We start from the raw sequence: 20,970 nt of genomic DNA, 5'->3' as shown, positions 1-20,970 counted from the left end.
ATGGCGCCGACCACCGGGGTGGCCGGCGGGCACGTGGAACGGATGCTGGAGCGCTATCGCGGGCTGGCCCTCGGCGCGCTGCTCGACGACGTGCCCGACGGCGGCCCGCGATACCTCTACGACCTGGTCGCGGAGTACCCGCGGCGCTGGGGCAAGGGGCTGCGCGCCGCGCTGTGCCTGGCCACGTGCCGGGCGTTCGGCGGCGGCGGCGCGGTGGGCCTCAACGCCGCAGTGACTGTAGAGCTGTTCCACAACGCCTTCCTCATCCACGACGACATCCAGGACGAAAGCGAGCAGCGGCGCGGCGGGCGGACGCTGCACGCCGAGTACGGCGTGGGCGTGGCGCTGAACGTCGGCAACATGACGAACCTGCTGGCGTTGCGGCGGCTGGCGGCGAACCGGGCGGCCCTCGGCTCCGGGATCGCCTGGCGGCTGTTCACCGAGACCGAGCTGATGATGCGCCACTCGCTGGAGGGGCAGGCGCTCGAGATCGGCTGGATCCGCGACAACGTGTGCGACCTGGACGCCGACGACTACTACCGGATGTGCCTGAAGAAGACCTCCTGGTACACGTGCATCTACCCGTGCCGCACCGGCGTCCTCGTGGCGACCGGCCGGGAGAACGCCGTCGACGTGCTGGACCGGTACGGCTGGTACCTGGGTGCGGCGTTCCAGATCCAGGACGACGCGCTCAACCTGACCGGCGACTACGCCCGGTACGGCAAGGAGATCGCCGGTGACCTGTGGGAGGGCAAGCGCACGCTGATCCTGATCGACTTCATGCGGCGGTGCACACCGGAGGAACGCGAACGGCTCGTGCGGCTGCTGAGCCGTACCCGCGCGGAGCGCACCGACGCCGAGGTGCGCTGGCTGCACGGGCGGCTGCTCGCGTACGACTGTGTGGAGTCGGCGCGGCGCAGCGCCCGGGATCTCGCGCTCGCGGCCCGGCGTGAGGGTGAGCGGGCGCTGGGCGCCGCCGCCGACACCGAGGACGGCCGTTTCCTGCTGGAGCTGACCGACTACGTGGTGGAACGGGCCCGCTAGCCGCCCAGGATCCCGCGCAGCCAGGTGAGCTGTTCGCGCTGGTGCGCGGCCTCGCCGCCCTCGTGGTCGTTGAACTCGTACACCCGCACGTCCTTGTCGCCGCCGTAGCGGTGGTAGGCGGCGAAGCAGGTCGACGGCGGGCAGACCTGATCACGCAGGGCGATGGAGAACAGCGCCGGCGCGGTGGCGCGCGGCGCGAGCACTGCGGCGTCCAGGTAGGACAGGGTGCGGAACACCTGGTCGGCGCGATCGCGGTGCAGCGCGAGGTACTCGACGACCTCGGCGTACGGGCTGTCCGGGCCGGCGACGCGCACGCCCCGGCGGATGTCGCACAGGAACGGCACGTCCGGCATGACGGCGGTGACGTCCGGGCACAACGCGCCGACGGCCAGGGCGAGGCCGCCGCCCTGGCTGAAGCCGGTCACCGCCACCCGCGCCGGGTCGACGGCCGGGTGCCGCCGGGCGGCCTCGGCGAAGCGGACCGCGTCGGTGATGAGCCGCCGGTAGTAGTGCTCCGCCGGGTCGGCGACGCCCCGGGTGAGGAAGCCGGGCACGGTGCCGGCCGGGTAGGGGTGCGGGTCGGGCGTGCCGCCGGTGGCGGCGCTCCACCCCTGGCCGCGGCTGTCCATGATCAGGTGCGCGAAGCCGGCCGCCGCCCAGAACAGCTTCTCGTGCGGCAGGCCGCGGCCCCGGCCGTAGCCGAGGTACTCGACCACGCAGGGCAGCGGCCTGTCGGCATTGGCGGGCAGGTGCAGCCATCCGCGTACCGGCTCGCCGCCGAAACCGGGGATCGTGGCCGCGTACGTCCGGATCTGGGTCAGCCCGGTGTCGACCGGCTCGTAGACCGCCGCCGCCGGGTCGCCGCCGCCGTCGAGCGTGCGCGCCCAGAATCCGTCCAGGTCCGCCGGCACGTCCAGCTCCGGCCGGTACGCGAGGCAGCCGGCCAGGTCGAGGTCGGTCAGCGGCACGACGCGGCCTCCCGCACGGCGGACGCGAACCAGCCGGTGATGGTGCTCGGGTGGGTGATGGCGGTGCCGACCACCACCGTCCACGCGCCCGCCCGCAGCGCCTGCGCGGCCTGCTCCGGGGTGTGGATGCGTCCCTCGGCGACCACCGGGACGTCGACCGCGGCGGCGAGCCGGGCGACCAGGTCCAGGTCCGGCCCGTCGCCCTTGGTGGTGTACGCGGTGTACCCGGAGAGCGTGGTGCCGACCAGGTCGGCGCCGGCAGCGGCGGCGGCGATGCCCTCGTCCAGCGTGGAGCAGTCGGCCATCACCAGCGCGCCGGTGCGCTCGTGCACGGCGGCGATCGTCTCGGCGAGCGTACGGCCGTCGGGGCGGGGCCGGGACGTGCCGTCGAGCGCGACGACGTGCGCCCCGGCGTCGGCGACGGCGAGCGCGTGTTCGAGCGTCGGGGTGATGAAGACGTCGTCGTCGCCGTCCTTCCAGAGCCCGATCAGCGGCAGGTCCACCGCCGCGCGGATGGCCGCGATGTCCGCCAGGCCCTGGGCGCGGATGCCGGCGGCGCCGCCGCGGGCGGTGGCGAGCGCGACCCGGCGCATGGTGTCCGGGTCGCGCATGGGCTCACCCGGGTACGCCTGGCAGGAGACCACCAGGCGGTGGCGGAGCTGGTCGACGAGGGAGTTCATGAGACCTTCCAGGCGAGCGAGGCGGCGCCGAGCAGCGGCGCGTCGGGGCCGAGGGTGGAGGCGAGGACCGGCACGCCGGCCAGGCCGGGCAGCGTCTCGGCGGGCACCGCGTCACGCAGCGCCCGCCACCACGGCTCGCCGAGGCCGGTGACGCCGCCGCCGATCACCACGGCGGCGGGGTCGAGCACGTTGACCAGGCCGCCGACGGCGGACCCGACGGCCGTGCCGCCGAGCCGGACGACGTCGCGGGCCGTCTCGTCGCCGCCCGCCGCGAGCGCGGCGACGGCCCGCAGGTCGGCCACCGGACGGCCGGTACGCCGGACGTACTCGGCGGTGAGCGCGGGCCCGGCGGCGATCGCCTCCAGGTGCCCGCGCCCGCCGCAGGTGCAGGGCAGCGTTCCGGCGTACGCCGACGGCTGGTGCCCGGCGTGCCCGGCCGCGCTGTGCGCACCGGCGAGCACTGTGTCGCCGAGGACGAACGACGCGCCGACGCCGGTGCCCACGGCGACGTAGAGCACCGTGTCGTACCCGGCCGCGACGCCGTGACGCGCCTCGCCCAGCGCGTGGGCGTGCACGTCGTTGACCACGGTGACCGGCACGCCCAGGCGCCGGCCCAGGTCGCCGCGCAGGTCCGTGCCGGTCCACCCGGTCAGCACGTCGGTGGCGGACAGCACCAGGCCGGAACCGCTGTCGATGACGCCGGCGCTGCCGACGCCGAGCGCCCGTACGACACCCGGCGCGTCCGCCCGCAGCTTCTCGACCAGGCCGGCGGCGGTGTCGAGCACCGCGGCGGCGCCGGAGCGGCCCGGTGTCGGCGCGCTGTGCCGGCCGACGACCTCGCCGGAGGCGGTGACCAGCGCGGCTATGGTCTTGGTGCCGCCGATGTCGAGCGCGGCGACCAGACCGGTCGTGCTCACCTCGGGCATGGTCAGAGCAGCCCGGCCAGTTCCAGCTGGGTACGCACGCGGCCCGTCTCGGCGTCGTCCAGCGGCCGCAGCGGCAGCGACACCGCGTTGCCGGCGATGACGCCGAGCAGGGACAGCGCGGTCTTGAACGCGCCGACGCCCCGGGTGGCGCCCGCCGAGGTGGCCGGGTCGGCCGCGTCGACGATGCGGAACAGCCGGGTCAGGCGGTCCTGTTCCCGGCGGGCCGCGGCCCAGTCGCCGGCCACGCAGGCGCGGTGCAGTCGCACGTATCCGGCCGGGTCCACGTTGCCCAGTCCGGGCACCGAGCCGGAGCCACCGGCGAGCATCATCGCGTCGACCACGACCTCGTGGCCGGTGAGCAGGCTGAAGTCGCGCTCCGGCGCGTGCTCGGCGATGGCGAGCGCCAGCTGGCGGAACGCGACGTCGTCGCCGCTGGAGTCCTTGACGCCGGCCAGCACGCCCTCGGCGGCGAGGCGGGTCAGCAGGTCGACGGAGAGCTTGCTGTGCACGCAGACCGGGATGTCGTACGCCAGCAGCGGAAGCTCGACCGCCGCGGCGACGGCGCGGAAGTGCCGCTCGATCTCGTGCGGGCCGACGATGGCGTAGAACGGGGCGGTCACGACGAGGCCGTCCGCGCCCAGACGGGTGGACGCCTCGGCCCGCTCCACGACCCGGCGGGTGGTGGGTTCGATGCATCCGGCGAGGACCGGCACGGCGCCGCCGGCGGTCTTGACGATGGTCTCCAGCGCGAGGTCCCGCTGCCGGTCGGTGAGGAAGACCGTCTCGCCGGAGCTGCCGAGCGCGAAGATGCCGTCGACGCCGGCGTCGAGCAGCCACTCGACCAGCCGTTCCAGGGAGTGGACGTCGACCTCGCCCTCTTCGGTCAGGGGGGTGACGGCCGGCGGCACGACTCCGGCGAACCGCGGGGCTGGGGTGGTCACAGGTTCTCCTCGACAGACTCAGTTGTGGTGCGGCCGGTCGCCGAGGTGGCGAGCGCGACCAGTTCGGTGTTGGCGGTGCCGGCGGGCACCGGGTGGTGGCAGCGGAACTCGTGGCCCGCGCCCTCGGCGGGGCGCGGCGCGGGCATGTCCACGGCGCAGCCGTCGGTCGCGGCCCAGCAGCGGGTCCGGAACGGGCAGCCGCTCGGCGGGCGGGTCGCCGACGGGACCGGGCCGACCAGTGGAATGGGCTCGATCGGTGAGAGCAGGCCCGGCGTGGCCGAGAACAAGGCCCGGGTGTACGGGTGCCGGCCGCCCTCGGGCAGCAGGTCGGCGGGGGTCTGCTCGACGATGCGGCCCAGGTACATGGTGACGACCCGGTCGCTGACCCGCTTGACGGTCTGGATGTCGTGCGACACCAGCACCATGGCCAGGCCGAGCCGGTCCTTGAGGTCCAGCAGCAGGTTGAGGATCTGCGCGCGGACCGACACGTCGAGCGCGCTGGTCGGCTCGTCGGCGATGACCAGCCCCGGTTCCAGGGCCAGCGCGCGGGCGATGGAGACCCGCTGGCGCTGGCCGCCGGAGAGCTGGCTGGGCAGCACGTCGGCGACCGAGCGGGGCAGGCCGACCAGGGCCATCAGCTCGGTCACCCGCTGCTCGCGCTGCTGCCGGGTGCCCCGGCGGTGCACGTCGAGCGGGTCGCGCAGGATGTCGCGTACCGGCATCCGGCGGTTCAGTGAGGTGGCCGGGTCCTGGAAGATCATGCCGACGCCGGCGCCGATGTGCTCGCGCCGCTCGGTGGCGGTCATCGACCACACGTCCTTGCCGGCGAAGGACACCGTGCCGGCGGTCGGCCGTTGCAGGCCGACGAGCACCTTGACGAGGGTGGACTTGCCGCAGCCGGACTCGCCGACGATGCCGACCGTCTCGCCGGCCCGGATGACCAGGTCGGCGCCGGTGAGCGCGTAGACCTTCTCCCGGCTGAACATGCCGCCGCCGCGCGCGGCGTGCACCACGTGCACGTCGCTCAGCTCGGCGATCGGCCGGTGCTCGGCGGTGGCGCTCATCGGGCCGGCTCCTTCTCGCTGACGGTGACGGCGGGGTGGTGGCAGGCGTACCCGTGGCCGTCCGTGCCCGCCATGGTGGGCGCGGTGTCCCGGCAGATCTCGGTCGCCATCGGGCAGCGGTCGGAGAACCGGCAACCCTTCGGGAAGTCGGCCGGTGAGGGCACCACGCCGCGGATCTGGGTGAGCCGTTCCGCGCCGGTCTCCAGGGACAGGACGGAACCGAGCAGCCCGCGGGCGTAGTGGTGGGCGGGCGCCTCCATCACGTCGGCGGTCACGCCGGTCTCCACGATCTGCCCGCCGTACATCACCACGACCCGGTCGCAGACGTCGCTGACCAGGGCGAGGTCGTGGCTGACCAGGATGAGGGCGAAGCCGAGCCGCTCGCGCAGCTCCAGCAGCAGCGCCATCACCTGGGCCTGCACGGTGACGTCTAGCGCTGTGGTCGGCTCGTCCGCGATGATCATCTTCGGGTCGCGGGACAGCGCCATGGCGATCACGACGCGCTGCCGCTGCCCGCCGGACAGCTCGTGCGGGTACGCGGCGAGCGTGCGCCGCGGGTCCAGCCCGACCAGCCGCATCAGTTCCTCGGCCGAGCGGGTGCCGCCGCGGCGGATCATCTGGGCGAGTTGGGCGCCGACGCGCAGCGCCGGGTTCAGCGCCGACAGCGCGTCCTGGTAGACCATGGCGATCTCGCGGCCCATCAGGGCGCGGCGGCCCTTGGCGTTGAGTTTCAGCAGGTCCGTGTCCTGGAAGCGGATCTCGCCGCGTACCCGGGCGCCCTGCGGCAGCAGACCCATGACGGCGAGGACGCTCAGCGACTTGCCGGAGCCGGACTCCCCCACCAGGCCGACGACCTCGCCGGGGCGTACGTCGAAGGTGAGCCCGTCGACGATGTCGACGCCGCGGTGGCGGCCCTCGAAGCCGATGGACAGGTCGCTGACCTGAAGGACCGGCTTGCCCTGCGGCAGCGGGCGGGCGCGCTCACGCAGCCGCTGCGCCGCCTCGGCGAGGCCGGGCAGCTCGACCACCTCGCCGGTGCCGGGCTGCGCCTGCTCCAGCGCGTCACCGCTGGTGGTGGACGTGGCGCGGCGCGCTGCCGGGGCGGCCCAGGCGTCGGACATGCCCTCGGAGAGCACGTTGAGCGCCAGCACGGTGAGCAGGATCAGCAGGCCGGGGAAGAACGTGGCCCACCAGCCGCCGATCTGCACCATCTCCTTGCCGAAGGCGATGACCGAGCCCCACGAGGAGGCCGCCTCCTGCGGGGCGAGGCCGCCGCCGATGAAGGACAGGGACGCCTCGAAGACGATCGCGTCGGCCACCATGACGGTGACGAAGACGAGGATCGGGGCGGCGCAGTTGCGCAGGACGTGCCGCCAGAGGATGTGCGGGCGGCGGGCGCCGATGATGCGCTCGGCGGCCACGTAGTCCTCGCCGTACTGGGACAGCACGTTGGCGCGGACGATGCGCGCGACCGACGGGGTGAACACGAACCCGATCGCGATGACGAGGACCAGCAGGCTGTTCTTGCCGAACGAGATGATCAGCAGCGCGGAGAGCACGATCGTGGGGAAGGCCATGACCACGTCGAGGCAGCGCATGATGATCTCGTCGACGACGGTGCGGCTGCTGCCGGCGAGCGCGCCGAGGATCGCGCCGAGCACCAGCGCGATGCCGGCCGCGCCGAAACCGACGATCAGGGAGCGCCGGGTGCCGGCGACCAGCCGGGAGAAGACGTCGCGGCCGAGTTTGTCCAGGCCGAACCAGAAGTCGCCGTTCGGGCCGGTCAGCGCCGGTCCGAGGCCGGTCTGGGTGGGGTCGTGGCGCAGCAGCAGCGGGGCGAGCACGCCGACCACGACGATGAGCGCGACGAAGCCGAGCGCGAACCGGGCCGCGAGACCGAGCCGGGCGAAGGCCATGCCGGGGCGGGACAGCCGCGTGGTGAGGGACCGGCGCATCAGTGGCCTCCGCGCAGTCGGGGGTTGGCGAAGAGGTAGAGGATGTCGACGACCAGGTTCACCAGGACGAAGCACAGCGCGATGGTGAGCACGGTGCCCTGGGCGAGCGCGGTGTCGTTCTGCTGGACGGCGCTCATGATCTGGGTGCCCATGCCGGGCAGCGAGAAGATGGCCTCGATGACGACGGTGCCGCCGATGAGGTAGCCGATCCGCAGGCCGAGCGCGGTGAGCGGGTTGACCAGCGCGTTGCGCAGCACGTTGCGGCCGATCACCACGCGCGGTGGCAGTCCGGCGCCGACGGCGGTGCGGACGTAGTCCTTGTCGAGTTCCTCGACCATCGACGTGCGGACGATGCGGGCCAGCGAGCAGCCGACCGGTACGGCCAGCGCCAGCGCGGGCAGCGCGAGGGACTGCAGCCAGAGGCCGACCGAGTCGGCGGGGTTGACGTATCCACCGGTCGGGAAGATCGGGCGGCGGACCGAGAACTCCTGGATGAACAGCAGGGCCAGCCAGAACGACGGCGTGGCGATGCCGGCCATGGAGACGATCCGGATGACCTGGTCGGGCCAGCGGTCCCGGTACAGGGCGGCCGGGATGCCGAGGGCCAGCGCGATGACCAGCGCGCCGACGACGCCGAGCGCGGTGAGCTGGATGGTCAGCGGCAGCGCCATGGCGATCTTCTCGGCGACCGGGACCGACGGCGGGAACGTCATGCCGAGGTCGCCGCGGACGAGGTCGCCGAGGAAGTGCAGGTAGCGCAGCGGCAGCGGGTCGTTCAGCCCGTTCGCGGCGCGGAACGCCTCGACCTGCGCCGGCGTGGCCTGGTCGCCGAGGACGGACAGCGCCGGGTCGATCGGGGAGAACTGCATGATCACGAAGACGAAGAGCGTGATGCCCAGCACCAGGGGGATCAGCGTCAGGAATCGTCGTGCGACCAGGTTCAGGACGGTCAGCATGGATTCTCTTTCTCGTGGCGGGGCGCCGGGGCGTCCCGTCCGGCCGCACGGGTCACGTGCGGCCGGACGGGACGGAGGCGGGGGCGGAGCCCCGAGTGGGCTCAGCCGGTCCGGCCGGTGCCCAGGAAGTACAGGCCGGTGGTCGAGGCGCCCGAGAAGCCGTCGAGCTTGGCCGGGTCGTACGCGGTGACGACCTTGGTGTGCAGGATCGGGTAGAGCGGGGCGTCGTCCGCCACCATGTCCAGGGCCTGCTTCCACAGCGCCTTGCGGGCCGCCTCGTCGGAGGTCTGCGCGGCCTTGTCCAGCAGGTCGCCCATGGCCTTGCGGTTGGCGTCGCTCCAGCGGTAACGCTGGCCCGGCCAGGTCTCGCCGAAGTAGTACCAGCGCATCAGCAGGTCGGTGTCGACGCCGAAGACGCTCGGGTCACCGGTGGCCATGAGCACCCGGAACGTGTCCTTGGGGACGATGTCGCCGTAGATGGCCGAGGACGGCACGGTGTTGAGCGTGGCGTTGACGCCGATCTTCTTCCACTGCTCGATGACCAGCGGGGCGACGTCCTTGACCACCGAGTTGTCGGTGGTGTCGAGCCGGAACGACAGGTTGGTGACGCCGGCCTCCTGGAGCAGGGCCTTGGCCTTGTCCGGGTTGTAGTCGTAGACGGTGGCGGCCTTCTGGTACGCCTTGTTGCCCTCGTCGAGGTAGCTGGTCGCCGGGCTGCCGTAGCCGTTGAGCGCGGTCTTGATGACCGCGTCCTTGTCGATGGCGTAGTGCAGGGCCTGGCGGACGCGCTTGTCGCTGAACGGCGCGGCGGCGTTGTTGAACATGAGGAAGACCTGGTTGAAGGCCTGCTTCACGTCGATCGTGTACTTGTCCTTGAGCGAGTCGACGTTCAGGTACGGCACGGCCTCGATGGCCTGCACGCGGCCGCCCTGCAGGTCCGACACCCGGGCCGACGCCTCGGTGGTGGTGTTCCACGTCATCGTCTCGACCTTGGCCGGGCGCGGGCCGTTGTAGGTCTCGTTCTTGCTCAGCTTGATGCCGGATTCCTTGGACGCGCTGTCCACCTTGAACGGGCCGGACCCGATCGGCGCGGTGTCGAACGCCTTGGCCGCTGCCGCGTCACCGGTCTTGGCCTTGGGCACGACCTTGATGACCGAGATCCGCTCGCTGAACAGGGCGAACGGGTACTTCAGCTTGAACTCGACGGTGGCCGCGTCCTTGGCGGTGACGCTGTCGAGGAACGAGACGAAGCCCTGCATCAGCGGCGGCGCCTTCGGGTCCGCCGGCTTCAGCACGCGGGTGAACGACCAGGCGACGTCCTCGGCGGTGACGGGGGTGCCGTCGGAGAACTTCGCGCCGTCGCGCAGCGTCACGGTGTACGTGAGGCCGTCGGCGCCGGGCGTCGGGTCGCTCTTGGCCAGCGCGTTGTAGGGTTCCCGCGTGATCGGGTCGAGGTCCACGAGACCCTCGAAGACGTGCTGGTTGACGGCGGTCGCCACGGCGGAGGAGGCGTTGCCCGGGTCGAAACCGCTGGAGAGCGTGAACGCCAGGGTGGCCTCGATCGACGTGCCCGCCTTCCCGCCGCTGACCGCGTTGGTCGAGGCGGGACCGCCGCTGCAGGCCACCAGCCCGAGGGCGAGGGTCGCTCCGAGGGAGGCGACGGCCAGGGGGCGGACGCGGCGGCGCGGCACGCGCCAGCTCCGCGACTTACCGGTGGTGCTCACGTAGATGCCTCCATAGGCTCTTCATGCGCTCGCGTCGCCGCTCGCGCCGGGGATGTGAAGTGTAAGGTGTATGACGTCTGACGTCTGATGCCGGTAGGGTGAGGGTGTCAGATTCGGGAACGAAGGGCAAGGGGCAGATGACGACCATTGACGCCAGTCCGCTACGCGGCGCCGAGCGGCCGAGCCCTCGCCGGCAGGAGGTCGCCACCAGGATCAAGGAGTACATCCTGCACAACCGCCTCAAGCCGGGCAATCTCCTGCCCACCGAGACGGAGCTGTGCGAGGCGGTCGGCGCCAGCCGCTCCAGCGTCCGCGAGGCCGTCAAGATCCTCTCCGCGCTCGACATCGTCGAGGTGCGCCACGGCCACGGCACGTTCGTCGGCCGGATGTCCCTCAACGCCCTGGTGGAGAGCCTGACGTTCCGGGGCCTGCTCAGCGGCGAGGACGACCACCACGTACTGGCCCAGGTCGTCGACATCCGGCAGACGCTGGAGCAGGGGCTGGCGGCCACCGTCATCGACGCCCTGGACGAGGAGCACCGGTCGGAGCTGTCCGCGCTCGCCGACGAGATGCGCAGCCGGGCGGCACAGGGCGAGGACTTCCTCGACGTCGACCGGGCCTTCCACCTGAAGCTGATGGAGCCGCTCGGCAACGACCTGCTGGTCCAGCTGACCGAGGCGTTCTGGCAGGTGCAGGCCATCGTCGCGCCGACCCTGCGCACCGAGCCGGAGGACCGGGTCATCACCGCCCAGCGGCACCAGGCCATCGTGGCCGCCCTCACCGCCGGGGACGCGGCGGCGCTGCGCTCGGCCATCGCCGAGCACTACGCGCCCATCCGGGCGAGCATCGCCCGCGCCGCCCAGGCCTGAGCCGGCGACCGGACACCGGCAGGCCGGCCGCGGACCGGCCGGCCTGCGCGCGCCCTTTGTGCACGGTCCACATCGTCCGATTCCTTGACGGGTCCCATCGATCGGCTTAGCGTACGTACCCAACATCGGACGTCCGACGTCAGATGCCATCGCTTCCGATCCCCCACCCGTCCGGAAGGAATCCCCCGTGCCCCCTGTCCGTGCGATACCACGCCGGGTGACCGCCGTCCTGGCCGTCCTCCTCGGCCTGCTCACGGTGCTCCCCGCCACCCCGGCCCACGCCGCCCCCGCCGGCGTGAGCGCCACCGTCGGCGCCGACTGCACCACCGGCCGGCTGCTCCTGCTTCTGGACAACCGCAGCACCACGGCACAGACGTACACAGTCACCTGGCCCGGCCGGTCCGGCTCGCCCTGGACCCGCACCGTCGCGGCCGGCAGCGGCGCCGAGCTGTACTGGACGCTGGCCCCCGGCACGCCGTACACGCTGCGCACGACGACCCCGACCGGCCTGGACGACACCACCGCCGGCATCTTCCACTGCGGCACCGGCATGTCCGCGCTCACCAGCTTCGACTGCACCAACGGCCGCCTCCAGCTCGCGCTGGAGAACCGCACCACGACCGCCCGGGACTTCACCGTCACGTGGCCCGGACGCACCGGCTCGCCGTGGACCCGCACCATCGCCGCCGGCGGCAACTACCTGCACTACTGGACCGTCGGCGCCGGCGCCCCGTACACGCTGCGGGTCACCGCCCCCGGCTTCGACACCACGCTGCGCGGCACCACCTCCTGCGACCTGGCCACCGGCAACCCGCAGATGACCAGCACCACGCTGCTCACCACGCAGACCGTGATCCGCGACCTCAACGGCCCGGGCGGCCGGTACGACGGCACCGTCGCCTCGGTCCGCATCCCCGGCCTGGCGGTCACCAACAACGGCACCGTCATCGCCGTCGCCGACGCCCGCGTGAACGGCTCGTACGACCTCGGCGGCGGCACCAACAACATCCAGATCGTGATGATCCGCAGCACCGACGGCGGCCGCACCTTCGAGCAGCCCCGGGTCATCCACGCCCCGCCCACCACCAGCGAGGGCGTCGGCGACCCCAGCCTGCTCGTGGACCGCGCCACCGGCGTCGTCTACTGCTTCTTCACCTACTCCCCCCGGCCCGGCATCAGCTTCTGGTCCGGCGGCTCCGGCCTGAACACCGCCGACGACCCGAACAGCATGCACCTGCGCTACATCACCAGCCGGGACAACGGCGCCACCTGGAGCGCGCCCGTCGAGCTGAACCCGGCCGTCAAGGACCCCACCTGGCGGCAGGTGTTCTTCTCCTCCGGTCACGGCATCCAGACCAGCACCGGCCGTCTGATCCAGCCGATCGCCTACCGGGACTCGGCCGGCACCAGCCACGCCGCGAACATCTACAGCGACGACAACGGCGCGACCTGGCGCCGTGGCGGATCCGCCGGCGGGAACATCAACGAGAGCAAGGCGATCGAGCGCGGCACCGGCGCGATCGTGCAGAACATGCGGCACAACTCGACCCGCAGCCGCTTCTACGCCACCTCCACCGACGGCGCCGCGACGTTCGGCGCGGCCACGGCCAGCACGCTGCTGACCGACCCGCTGTGCAACGCCGACGAGATGTCCTACCTGCGGCCGTCCGAGGTCGGCGCGAACCGGGCGCCGGTGCGGACCCGCACGGCCTTGTTCAGCAACAACGCGCACCCGAGCGCGCGCAACGACCTCACCGTACGGCTGTCCACCGACGACGGCGCGAGCTGGCCGGCGCGGGCACTGGTCAAGCCCGGCGGCGCCGGCTACTCGACGATGGCGGTGCTGGCCGACGGCACGGTCGGCAACCTGTACGAGGTGGGCGACACCGGCGGCATCTACTTCGCCCGGTTCAGCCTCGGCTGGGTGAAGGGCGCCTGAGAGCCGTGTCCCGCCCGGACAGCGGCGTCCGGGCGGGACACGGTCAGCGCTGCCAGCGCACCACGCCGCCGACCACGGTCAGCGCCACTGTCAGGTCCCGCAGTCGCGCCGGCTCCACCCGGTACGGGTCGGTGGGCAGCGCGATGAAGTCGGCGAGCATGCCGGGGCGCAGCCGCCCCTTCAGGTGCTCCTCGTAGGAGGCGTACGCGCCGGCCCCGGTGAAGCAGCGCAGCGCCGTGTCCAGGTCGAGCCGCTCGTGCGGGTCGACGCCGCCGGGCGGGGTCCCGTCGGGCTGCTGCCGGGTCACCGCGGCGTGCACGCCGAAGAACGGGTCGGGGTCCTCCACCGGGGCGTCCGACCCGAACGCCACGACGGCCCCGGCGTCGAGCAGGCTGCGCCAGGCGTACGAGGCGAGGTCCCGGCCGGCGAGCATCCGGCTGGTCAGCGGAATGTCGCTGGTGCAGTGGGTGGGCTGCATCGAGGCGATCACGCCGGAGCGGGCGAGCAACGGCACGTCCTCGGGCAGCAGGTGCTGCGTGTGCTCGATCCGGTGCCGCAGCCGCGCCGCCGGGCCGGGCCCGGCCGAATCGCGCCAGCGCGCGTACGCCCGCAGCACCATCCGGTTCGCCGCGTCGCCGATGGCGTGCGCCGCCACCGCGATGCCGGCCCCGGCGGCGGTGGCCAGCAGCCGCTCGAACTCCTCGGCCGGGGTGACGGCGATGCCGTGGTTGCCGGGCTCGCCGTCGTACGGCTCGCTCATCAGGCAGGTGTGCGAGCCGAGCGCGCCGTCGGTGAAGATCTTCACCGGGCCGGTGCTCAGCCACCGGTCCCCGTCGCCGGTGGCCCAGCCGCTGTCGATCGCCTCGTCCAGCGCCGTGGCCGGGATCGTCTTGTGCACCCGCAGCGGCAGCTCGCCCCGGGCGTACAGCGTCTCGTAGGCGGCGCGGGCGTCCTGCCCGTCCAGGTCGTGGATGCCGGTCAGGCCGGCGGCGAGCAGCCGGGGCAGGTGGGCGCGCAACTGCGCGACCAGGTCACCGGCGTGCGGGGAGCGCACCACCGCGTACGCCGCGTCGGCCGCCGCCTCGCGCAGGACGCCGGTCGGCTCACCGTGCTCGTCGCGTGCGATCTGCCCGCCGGGCGGGTCGGGGGTGGCGGCGTCGATGCCGAGGCGGGCCAGCGCGGCGCTGTTCACCCAGATGGTGTGGCCGTCGACGCTGGGCAGCGCAGCCGGGCGGTCCGGGCAGACCCGGTCCAGGTCGGTGCGGGTCGGCTGCGCCGGCCGGGTCCACCTGTTGCTGTCCCACCCGCCACCGAACAGCCAGGCGTCCGGCGGCAGCGTGGCGGCGTGCCGCGCGATCCGGGTCAGCGCCTCGTCCAGGCTCGCCGTGCCGCGCAGGTCCACCTGGTCCAGCCCTCGTACGTAGGACGCGGCGTGGATGTGACTGTCGATCAGCCCGGGCAGCACGGCCATCCCGCCGAGGTCGATCCGGCGTGCGCCGCCGCCGGCCCGGTCCCGGCACTCGGCGAGGTCGCCGACGGCGACGATCCGCTCGCCGCGAACCAGCATCGCCTCGGCGCGCGGGCGGGCCGGGTCGAGCGTGTGGATGCGGGCGTTCTCGTAGACCGTGCCGCTCATGGGCTCCCTGCCTCGACGCTGGGGCGGAGTCTCAGGACGTGCGGGCCGGCGACGTGTCCTGCGGCTCGCCGGCCCGGTCCGCCCGGATCCGGTCGATGTCGCCGGCCAACTCGTCGGTGATCAGCAGGTCCCGCCGGATGTCGTCGTGCGGATACGCGGTCCGCCCGACCATGTGCGCGGCGACCGGGGCGGTGGCGAGCTGGAACAGGCCCACCAGGACCAGCGTGGTGATGTCCACCCCGGTACGCAGCCGCAACGCGCAGCCGAGCAGCACCAGCAGCAGCCCGAGCACCTGCGGCTTGGCCGCCGCGTGCATCCGCGACAGCACGTCCGGGAAGCGGATCAGCGCGATGCCGGCGGCCAGGCAGAGCAGGGCGCCCGCGACCAGGCAGACGCCGGCGACGGTGTCCAGGATCGTGTCGAGCGTCATTTCGGGTTTCTCCGAGCCGCGAAGCGGGCGACGCTCACCGAGCCGACGAACCCGACCAGGGCGAGGACCACGAGCACCGGCAGCGCGGTGGCGTCCCGGCTGTACGCGGCCTCGGTGGCGATGGCCGCGACCGCGACGGCGAGCAGCACGTCGGTGGCGACGGCCCGGTCGAGGATCGACGGCCCACGGATGATGCGGACGAGGGTGAGCCCACCGGCCGCGACGAGCAGCGCGGTGACGATCACGGCGACGACGGTCACGTCGGTGCTCCTTCCAGCTCGACCGACCCGGACGGGCCGGTGGGTGCGGATCGACGGATCAGGTCCAGTTCCTCGGCCGAGCCGACGGCGGCGACGATGCGCCCCTCCAGTTCCAGCACGCTCTGCCGGAAGCGCTCCACCTCGTCGAGGCTGCGGATGCCGATGACGTGCACGTAGAGGGTGCCGGTACGCCGGTCGGCCTCCAGGATCAGGCTGCCCGGCACCAGCGACAGGGCTTCGGCGTTGAGGGTGAGGTTGAGGTCGGTGTTCACCCGCAGCGGCACCGCGATGATCGCCGAGTGCGGGTGTCTGGACCGGACGGCCAGCCAGGCGATCTGGACCGACGCGACCACCAGGTCGCGCAGGAAGCGGGCCAGGAATCTCAGCAGCGGCACCGGCCGGATCCGGCCGGCGAAGGTCACCGGGGGCAGCGGGAAGACCACGAGCAACACGGCGGCGACCACCAGTCCGCTTATCACGTTCGCCCAGCTGAAGGTGCCCCACAGCAGCACCCAGACGGTGACCAGGCCGGTCACGGCGATCGCGCGGTTGCGCCAGCGGTCACGGGGGGTCAGCGGCGCTTTCGGCTGACTGGTCACGGCGGTCCCTCCGGGAACACGGCCTCCACGTACGGGGCACGGCGCAGCAGGTCGTCGGCGGCGTCGGTGCTGATCTCGAACAGCGGCCCGGCCACCACTGTCAGCGCCAGACCGAGCACCACCAGGGCGGCGGTCGGCACCGTCATCAGCCGTGGCAGCACGGCCCCGGCCGGCGAGGCGCCCTCGTGCGGCTGCTCGGCGCCACCGGTGCGGGCCGCCCGGTCGGCGTCGCCGGGTTCCGGCATGTCCGGGTGCGGCGCCCGCCAGAACGCCAGGTTCCACACCCGGGCGATGGCGTAGAGGGTGAGCAGGCTGGTCAGCAGCCCGCCCGCGACGAGCGCCCAGGCCAGGAACCCGCCGTCGTCCACCCCGGCCTGCACGAGGCCGAGCTTGCCCAGGAACCCGGAGAACGGTGGGATGCCGGCCAGGTTGAGCGCCGGTACGAAGAACAGCAGCGCCAGCAGCGGTGACAGCCGGGCCAGCCCGCCGAGCCGGTCCAGCGCGGTGCTGCCGCCGCGTCGTTCGACCAGGCCGGCGGCGAGGAACAGCGTGGTCTGGATGGTGATGTGGTGCACCACGTAGAAGATCGCCGCGGACAGGCCGAGCGGGGTGGTCAGGCCGACCCCGAACAGCATGTAGCCGATGTGGCTGACCAGCGTGAACGACAGCAGTCGTTTGATGTCCGACTGGGCCACCGCGCCGAGGATGCCGACCACCATGGTCAACGCCGCTATCACCATGAGCAGGTCGGCGGTGCGTCCGCCGGGGAACAGCAGCGTCTCGGTGCGGATGATCGCGTACACGCCGACCTTGGTGAGCAGGCCGGCGAAGACGGCGGTCACCGGCGCGGGCGCGGTCGGGTAGCTGTCCGGCAACCACGCCGACAGCGGGAACACCGCCGCCTTGATCCCGAACGCGAGCAGCAGCATGCCCTGCAGGACCAGGCGCATGTCGTCGGGCAGCGCGTCCAGGCGGTCGGCGAGCTGGGCCAGGTTCAGCGTGCCGGTGGCGGAGTAGACCAGGCCGATCGCCACCAGGAAGATCAGCGACGAGAGCAGGCTGACCACGACGTACGTGGTGCCGGCCCGGATCCGCGTCTCGGTGCTGCCGAGCGTCAGCAGCACGTAGCTGGCGACCAGCAGGATCTCGAAGCCGACGTAGAGGTTGAACAGGTCGCCGGAGAGGAAGGCGTTGCACACGCCGGCGGTCAGCACCAGGTAGGTCGGGTGGTAGACCGACAGCGGCGTCTCCTCGTTGCCGTCGGCCATGCCCTGCCCGATGGAGTAGACGAGCACGCAGAGGGTGACCGAGGCGGAGACCACGAGCATCAACGCGGCGAGCTGGTCGGCGACGAGCACGATGCCCATCGGCGCGACCCAGCCGCCCACCTCGACCACGAGCGGGCCGTCCAGCGACGACTGGACCAGGAGCAGTGCCGCCACGGCGACGGTGGCGGCGAGCACGATGATGCTGACCCAGCGCTGGGCGCGGGCGCGTCGGGCGAGCAGCAGCGTGAGGGCCGCGCCGAGCAGCGGCATCACCACCGGCAGCGGGACGAGCCAGGTCATCGGCCGCCCTCCGCCTCGGCCAGGACCCGAGCCTCGGGGCTGCCGTCCGCGGGGCCGCCGTCCGCGGTGTCGGCGTCGGCGGTGCCGGGGCCCTCGTCCCGGTCGGCCAGTTCCATGATCCGGCGGTCCTCGACGTCGTCCTGCACCTCGTCGTGGCCGTTGAGGTGCCAGCTGCGGTAGGCCAGGGCCAGCAGGAAGGCGGTCATGCCGAGCGTGATCACGATCGCGGTCAGCACCATGGCCTGCGGCAGCGGGTCGGCCATGTCCTCCTGGGCGGAGGTGCCGACGATCGGCGGGCCGCCGGCCCGGCCGCCGGTGAGCAGCAGCAGGTTCGCGCCGTTGCCGAGCAGGATGACCCCCATCAGGACGCGGGTGAGGCTGCGTTCCAGCAGCAGCGTGACCCCGGTGGCGAACAGGACGCCGATCACCAGGATGTAGACCAGGTTGGGAATGTTCGGGCTCATACCAGCTCCTCTTCCCGTACGCCGGCCGGCTCGGTCTCCTGCTCGTCGTCCTCCTCCTGGCGGTCCATCTCGGCGCCCAGGCTGCGCAGGATGTCCAGCACCAGGCCGACCACGATGAGGTAGACGCCCACGTCGAAGAAGACGGACGTGACGAAGTGGACGTGGCCCAGCAGCGGCAGGTGGAAGTCGAGCGTCGCGCTCTGCAGGAACTCGCCGCCCAGCAGCATCGCGGCGACGCCGGTGCCGACCGCGACGAACAGTCCCGCGCCGAGCACGAAGCCGGCGTCCACCGGTGCGGCGCCGTTGAGTTCGGTACGCCCGCCCGCCAGATACCGCACCGCGAGCCCGAGACCGGCGACCAGCCCGGCGGCGAACCCGCCACCCGGCGCGTTGTGGCCGGAGAAGAGCAGGTAGATGGAGAACAGCAGGATGGCGTGGAAGAGCAGCCGGGTGACGACCTGGAGGATCACCGACTGCTGCCGGGACGTCGCGCCGCTGGTGAGCCAGCGTGGGCGCGACGACTGCTGCCGGCCGACGCCGGGGATGCCGCTGCGCAGGTCCAGGGCGCGGGTGCCGCGGAAAATCAGGCTGGCCACACCGGTGGCGGCCACCACCAGCACCGCGATCTCGCCCATCGTGTCCCAGGCCCGGATGTCGACGAGCGTCACGTTGACGACGTTCTTGCCGCCGCCGTAGGAGACCGCCTCGTCCGGGAAGCCGACCGAGATCGGCGTGGCGACCCGGCTGCCCGCCGCGACGTACGCCATGCCGGCGGTGACCACGCCGACGGCCACGCCGAGCGCCACGCGGAACTGCCGGGTGGCACGGATCGGGCGGGCCGAGAACCGGCGCGGCAGGCGGCGCAGCACCAGCACGAACATCACGATCGTGACGGTCTCCACCAGGAACTGGGTGAGCGCCAGGTCCGGCGCCCCGTGCAGGATGAACAGCAGCGCCGTGCCGTAGCCGGTCACCCCGACCAGGATCATGGCGGTCAGCCGGCGGCGGGCGCGTGCGGCGACCAGCGCGGCGACCACGACGACCGCTCCCGCGACGGCCTGCAGCGGGGTGTCCCAGAGCTGGAACCGCTGCGCCCAGGGCAGGCCGGCCAGCACCGCCCCGCCCGGCAGGATCACCAGCACCAGCAGGATGACGCCGAGGTAGAACGGCAGGGATCCGCGCTGGGTGGCGCCGGTGAGCTCCACCGCCGCGCGGTCGACCGCGCTCGCCAGCCGCTCGTAGCCGGTGGCGCCGTCGAAGGGCAGCCGCAGCAGGCGCGGGCGGCGGCGCTGCAGCAGCAGGAACAGCCCGACGCCGCCGGTGACGGCCAGCGCCGACAGGCCGAGCGCCGGCGTCAGGCCGTGCCACAGCGCGAGGTGGTAGCCGGGGTCGGCGGTCGGGAACTGGTCGGCGTACGGGGCGAGCACCCGGTCCACCGCCGGAGCGGCGATCCCGACCACGAGGCCGGCGAGGGCGAGCACCGCCGCCGGGCCGAGGAAGGCCGGCTCGATCCGTTCGACAGGGGTGTCGGGCACGTCGGGCTTGGCGGCGAACGCGCCCCAGAGGAAACGCAACGTGTACGCGACGGTGAGCGCCGAACCGGCCACCACCCCGGCGAGTACCAGCAGCTCGACCGGGCCGCCGTGCAGGAACGCCTCCAGCGCTGCCTCTTTGGCCACGAATCCGAACAGCGGCGGCAGCCCGGCCATGGAGGCGGCGGCGAGCCCGGCGACCGCCGCGAGCACCGGCGCACGGCGGCCCAGCCCACTCAGCTCGCGCAGGTCCCGGGTGCCGGTGACGTGGTCGACGACGCCGACGACGAGGAAGAGGGTGGCTTTGAACAGGGCGTGCGCCAGCAGCATCGCGGCGCCGGCCAGCGCGGTGTCGCGGGTGCCCGCGCCGAGGATCACCATGAGCAGGCCGAGCTGGCTGACCGTGCCGTACGCCAGCAGCAGCTTGAGGTCGACCTGCCGCAGCGCCGTCCAGCCGCCGAGGAACAGCGTGATCAGGCCGCCGCCGAGCAGGATGGCGCGCCACACGGTGGCCTGGCCGACCGCCGGGCCCATCAGCGCGGCCAGGAACACGCCCGCCTTGACCATGGCAGCGGCGTGCAGGTAGGCGCTGACCGGCGTGGGCGCGGCCATCGCGCGCGGCAGCCAGAAGCTGAACGGGAAGATCGCCGACTTGCTCGTCACGCCGAGCAGGACGAGCACCAGCGCGGCGGTGAGGTATCCGCCCTCCGGCAGGTTCCCGGCGATCTCGGACCACCGGTACGAGCCGGCGTGCTGGCCGAGCATGACGAACCCGGCGAGCATCGCCAGGCCGCCCAGCGTGGTCACGAGCAGCGCCTGCATCGCGGCGCGCCGGCTGGCCCGCTTGGTGGGGTCGCTGCCGATCAGCAGGTACGAGAAGACCGTGGTCAGTTCCCAGAACACGTACAGCAGCAGCAGGTCGTCGGAGACCACCAGGCCGAGCATCGCGCCGGCGAACGCGACGAACACCGCGGCGAACCGGCCGAGGCTCGGGTCGTCGGAGTGGAAGTAGCGCGCGCTGTAGACGAGCACGAGGGCGCCGACGCCGCCGACGAGCAGCACCAGCAGCCAGGACAGCGTGCCCATCCGCAGTGCCAGGTCGAGGCCGAGCTGCGGCACCCAGGTGACCGTCTCGACGACCGGCCGGCCCGCGCGGACCTCCTCGGTGCGGGTCAGGGCCCAGACTCCCGCCGCGGCGGGAACGGCGGCGAGGACGTAGAGAGCGCGTCGACCGAGTAGGCGTACCAGCACGGGGGCGATCACGGCTGCGAGCGCATGGACCGCCACCAGAACCAGCACACACACTCCTCAAGATCGACGCTCGGTACGTCAACCCTAACTGGCCAGGCGGCACGACGGTATGTCGAGAGAATCACGCGCTCGTGTCGTGTCGTCCGGGTCCCGCACAGGGTAAG

18 protein-coding genes are annotated in these 20,970 nt (G+C 72.9%); 3 read left to right on the top strand and 15 right to left on the bottom strand.

Annotation, left to right across the window (positions count from 1 at the left end; all coding sequences use genetic code 11):
* A complete protein-coding gene (locus tag A8711_RS30880) occupies positions 1–1,044 on the top strand; it encodes a polyprenyl synthetase family protein (protein WP_069090138.1) in 1,044 nt (347 codons plus the stop codon).
* On the opposite strand, the gene A8711_RS30875 is transcribed toward A8711_RS30880, so the two are convergent.
* The 8 genes from A8711_RS30875 to A8711_RS30840 form a co-directional block, all read right to left on the bottom strand.
* On the bottom strand, positions 1,041–2,012 hold the full coding sequence (locus tag A8711_RS30875) for an acetylxylan esterase (RefSeq protein WP_069090137.1): 972 nt from the start codon (positions 2,010–2,012) through the stop codon (positions 1,041–1,043). The two genes, A8711_RS30880 and A8711_RS30875, sit on opposite strands and share 4 nt — an antisense overlap.
* Entirely contained in the window at positions 2,003–2,692 is a 690-nt protein-coding gene (locus A8711_RS30870) for an N-acetylmannosamine-6-phosphate 2-epimerase (protein WP_043324740.1), read from the bottom strand. Before A8711_RS30870 ends, A8711_RS30875 begins: the two co-directional genes overlap by 10 nt.
* Positions 2,689–3,618, bottom strand: coding sequence for an ROK family protein (locus A8711_RS30865; RefSeq protein ID WP_069090136.1), 930 nt, complete (start codon positions 3,616–3,618; stop codon positions 2,689–2,691). The genes A8711_RS30870 and A8711_RS30865 overlap by 4 nt, the downstream gene beginning before the upstream one ends.
* A gap of 2 nt (positions 3,619–3,620) precedes the next feature.
* Complete coding sequence (locus A8711_RS30860; RefSeq protein WP_069090135.1) at positions 3,621–4,559, bottom strand: dihydrodipicolinate synthase family protein; 939 nt, start codon at positions 4,557–4,559, stop codon at positions 3,621–3,623.
* Positions 4,556–5,623: an ABC transporter ATP-binding protein gene (locus tag A8711_RS30855; RefSeq protein WP_069090134.1), complete on the bottom strand. Its 1,068-nt coding sequence runs from the start codon at positions 5,621–5,623 to the stop codon at positions 4,556–4,558. The genes A8711_RS30860 and A8711_RS30855 overlap by 4 nt, the downstream gene beginning before the upstream one ends.
* Positions 5,620–7,578: a dipeptide/oligopeptide/nickel ABC transporter permease/ATP-binding protein gene (locus tag A8711_RS30850; RefSeq protein ID WP_069090133.1), complete on the bottom strand. Its 1,959-nt coding sequence runs from the start codon at positions 7,576–7,578 to the stop codon at positions 5,620–5,622. Before A8711_RS30850 ends, A8711_RS30855 begins: the two co-directional genes overlap by 4 nt.
* A complete protein-coding gene (locus A8711_RS30845) occupies positions 7,578–8,534 on the bottom strand; it encodes an ABC transporter permease (RefSeq protein WP_064446265.1) in 957 nt (318 codons plus the stop codon). Before A8711_RS30845 ends, A8711_RS30850 begins: the two co-directional genes overlap by 1 nt.
* Positions 8,535–8,635: 101 nt before the next feature.
* The gene (locus A8711_RS30840) at positions 8,636–10,258 is read right to left on the bottom strand and encodes an ABC transporter substrate-binding protein (RefSeq protein ID WP_043324748.1); all 1,623 of its coding nucleotides are present in this window, start codon (positions 10,256–10,258) and stop codon (positions 8,636–8,638) included.
* A gap of 137 nt (positions 10,259–10,395) precedes the next feature.
* Here A8711_RS30840 and A8711_RS30835 point away from each other — a divergent pair, with 137 nt between their 5' ends.
* Positions 10,396–11,127, top strand: coding sequence for a FadR/GntR family transcriptional regulator (locus tag A8711_RS30835; RefSeq protein ID WP_043324750.1), 732 nt, complete (start codon positions 10,396–10,398; stop codon positions 11,125–11,127).
* 187 nt (positions 11,128–11,314) lie between these two features.
* Positions 11,315–13,066 (top strand): exo-alpha-sialidase, encoded by a 1,752-nt coding sequence (locus A8711_RS30830; protein WP_141707698.1) that lies wholly within the window; start codon positions 11,315–11,317, stop codon positions 13,064–13,066.
* A 43-nt stretch (positions 13,067–13,109) separates the two neighbouring features.
* Here A8711_RS30830 and A8711_RS30825 read toward each other — a convergent pair whose 3' ends face one another.
* Genes A8711_RS30825 through A8711_RS30795 form a run of 7 tightly spaced genes read right to left on the bottom strand, consistent with a single transcriptional unit; the run spans position 13,110 to position 20,854 of the window.
* On the bottom strand, positions 13,110–14,702 hold the full coding sequence (locus A8711_RS30825; RefSeq protein ID WP_069090131.1) for an amidohydrolase: 1,593 nt from the start codon (positions 14,700–14,702) through the stop codon (positions 13,110–13,112).
* Between the two features lie 31 nt (positions 14,703–14,733).
* Positions 14,734–15,132, bottom strand: coding sequence for a monovalent cation/H(+) antiporter subunit G (gene mnhG / locus A8711_RS30820; RefSeq protein ID WP_069090130.1), 399 nt, complete (start codon positions 15,130–15,132; stop codon positions 14,734–14,736).
* Entirely contained in the window at positions 15,129–15,392 is a 264-nt protein-coding gene (locus tag A8711_RS30815) for a monovalent cation/H+ antiporter complex subunit F (protein ID WP_043324755.1), read from the bottom strand. Before A8711_RS30815 ends, mnhG begins: the two co-directional genes overlap by 4 nt.
* Positions 15,389–15,991, bottom strand: a complete 603-nt coding sequence (locus tag A8711_RS30810) for a Na+/H+ antiporter subunit E (protein ID WP_064446268.1) — start codon at positions 15,989–15,991, stop codon at positions 15,389–15,391. Before A8711_RS30810 ends, A8711_RS30815 begins: the two co-directional genes overlap by 4 nt.
* Entirely contained in the window at positions 15,988–17,559 is a 1,572-nt protein-coding gene (locus tag A8711_RS30805; protein WP_069090129.1) for a Na+/H+ antiporter subunit D, read from the bottom strand. The genes A8711_RS30810 and A8711_RS30805 overlap by 4 nt, the downstream gene beginning before the upstream one ends.
* Positions 17,556–18,023 (bottom strand): Na(+)/H(+) antiporter subunit C, encoded by a 468-nt coding sequence (locus tag A8711_RS30800; RefSeq protein WP_043324758.1) that lies wholly within the window; start codon positions 18,021–18,023, stop codon positions 17,556–17,558. Before A8711_RS30800 ends, A8711_RS30805 begins: the two co-directional genes overlap by 4 nt.
* The gene (locus A8711_RS30795) at positions 18,020–20,854 is read right to left on the bottom strand and encodes a Na+/H+ antiporter subunit A (RefSeq protein ID WP_043324759.1); all 2,835 of its coding nucleotides are present in this window, start codon (positions 20,852–20,854) and stop codon (positions 18,020–18,022) included. The genes A8711_RS30800 and A8711_RS30795 overlap by 4 nt, the downstream gene beginning before the upstream one ends.
* Positions 20,855–20,970 lie beyond the last annotated feature (116 nt).

This window comes from Micromonospora sp. II (assembly GCF_001709195.1).
GTDB lineage: Bacteria > Actinomycetota > Actinomycetes > Mycobacteriales > Micromonosporaceae > Micromonospora > Micromonospora chalcea.
Note: the sequence above shows the minus strand (reverse complement) of the source record. Positions and strands in the feature narration are given on the sequence as shown.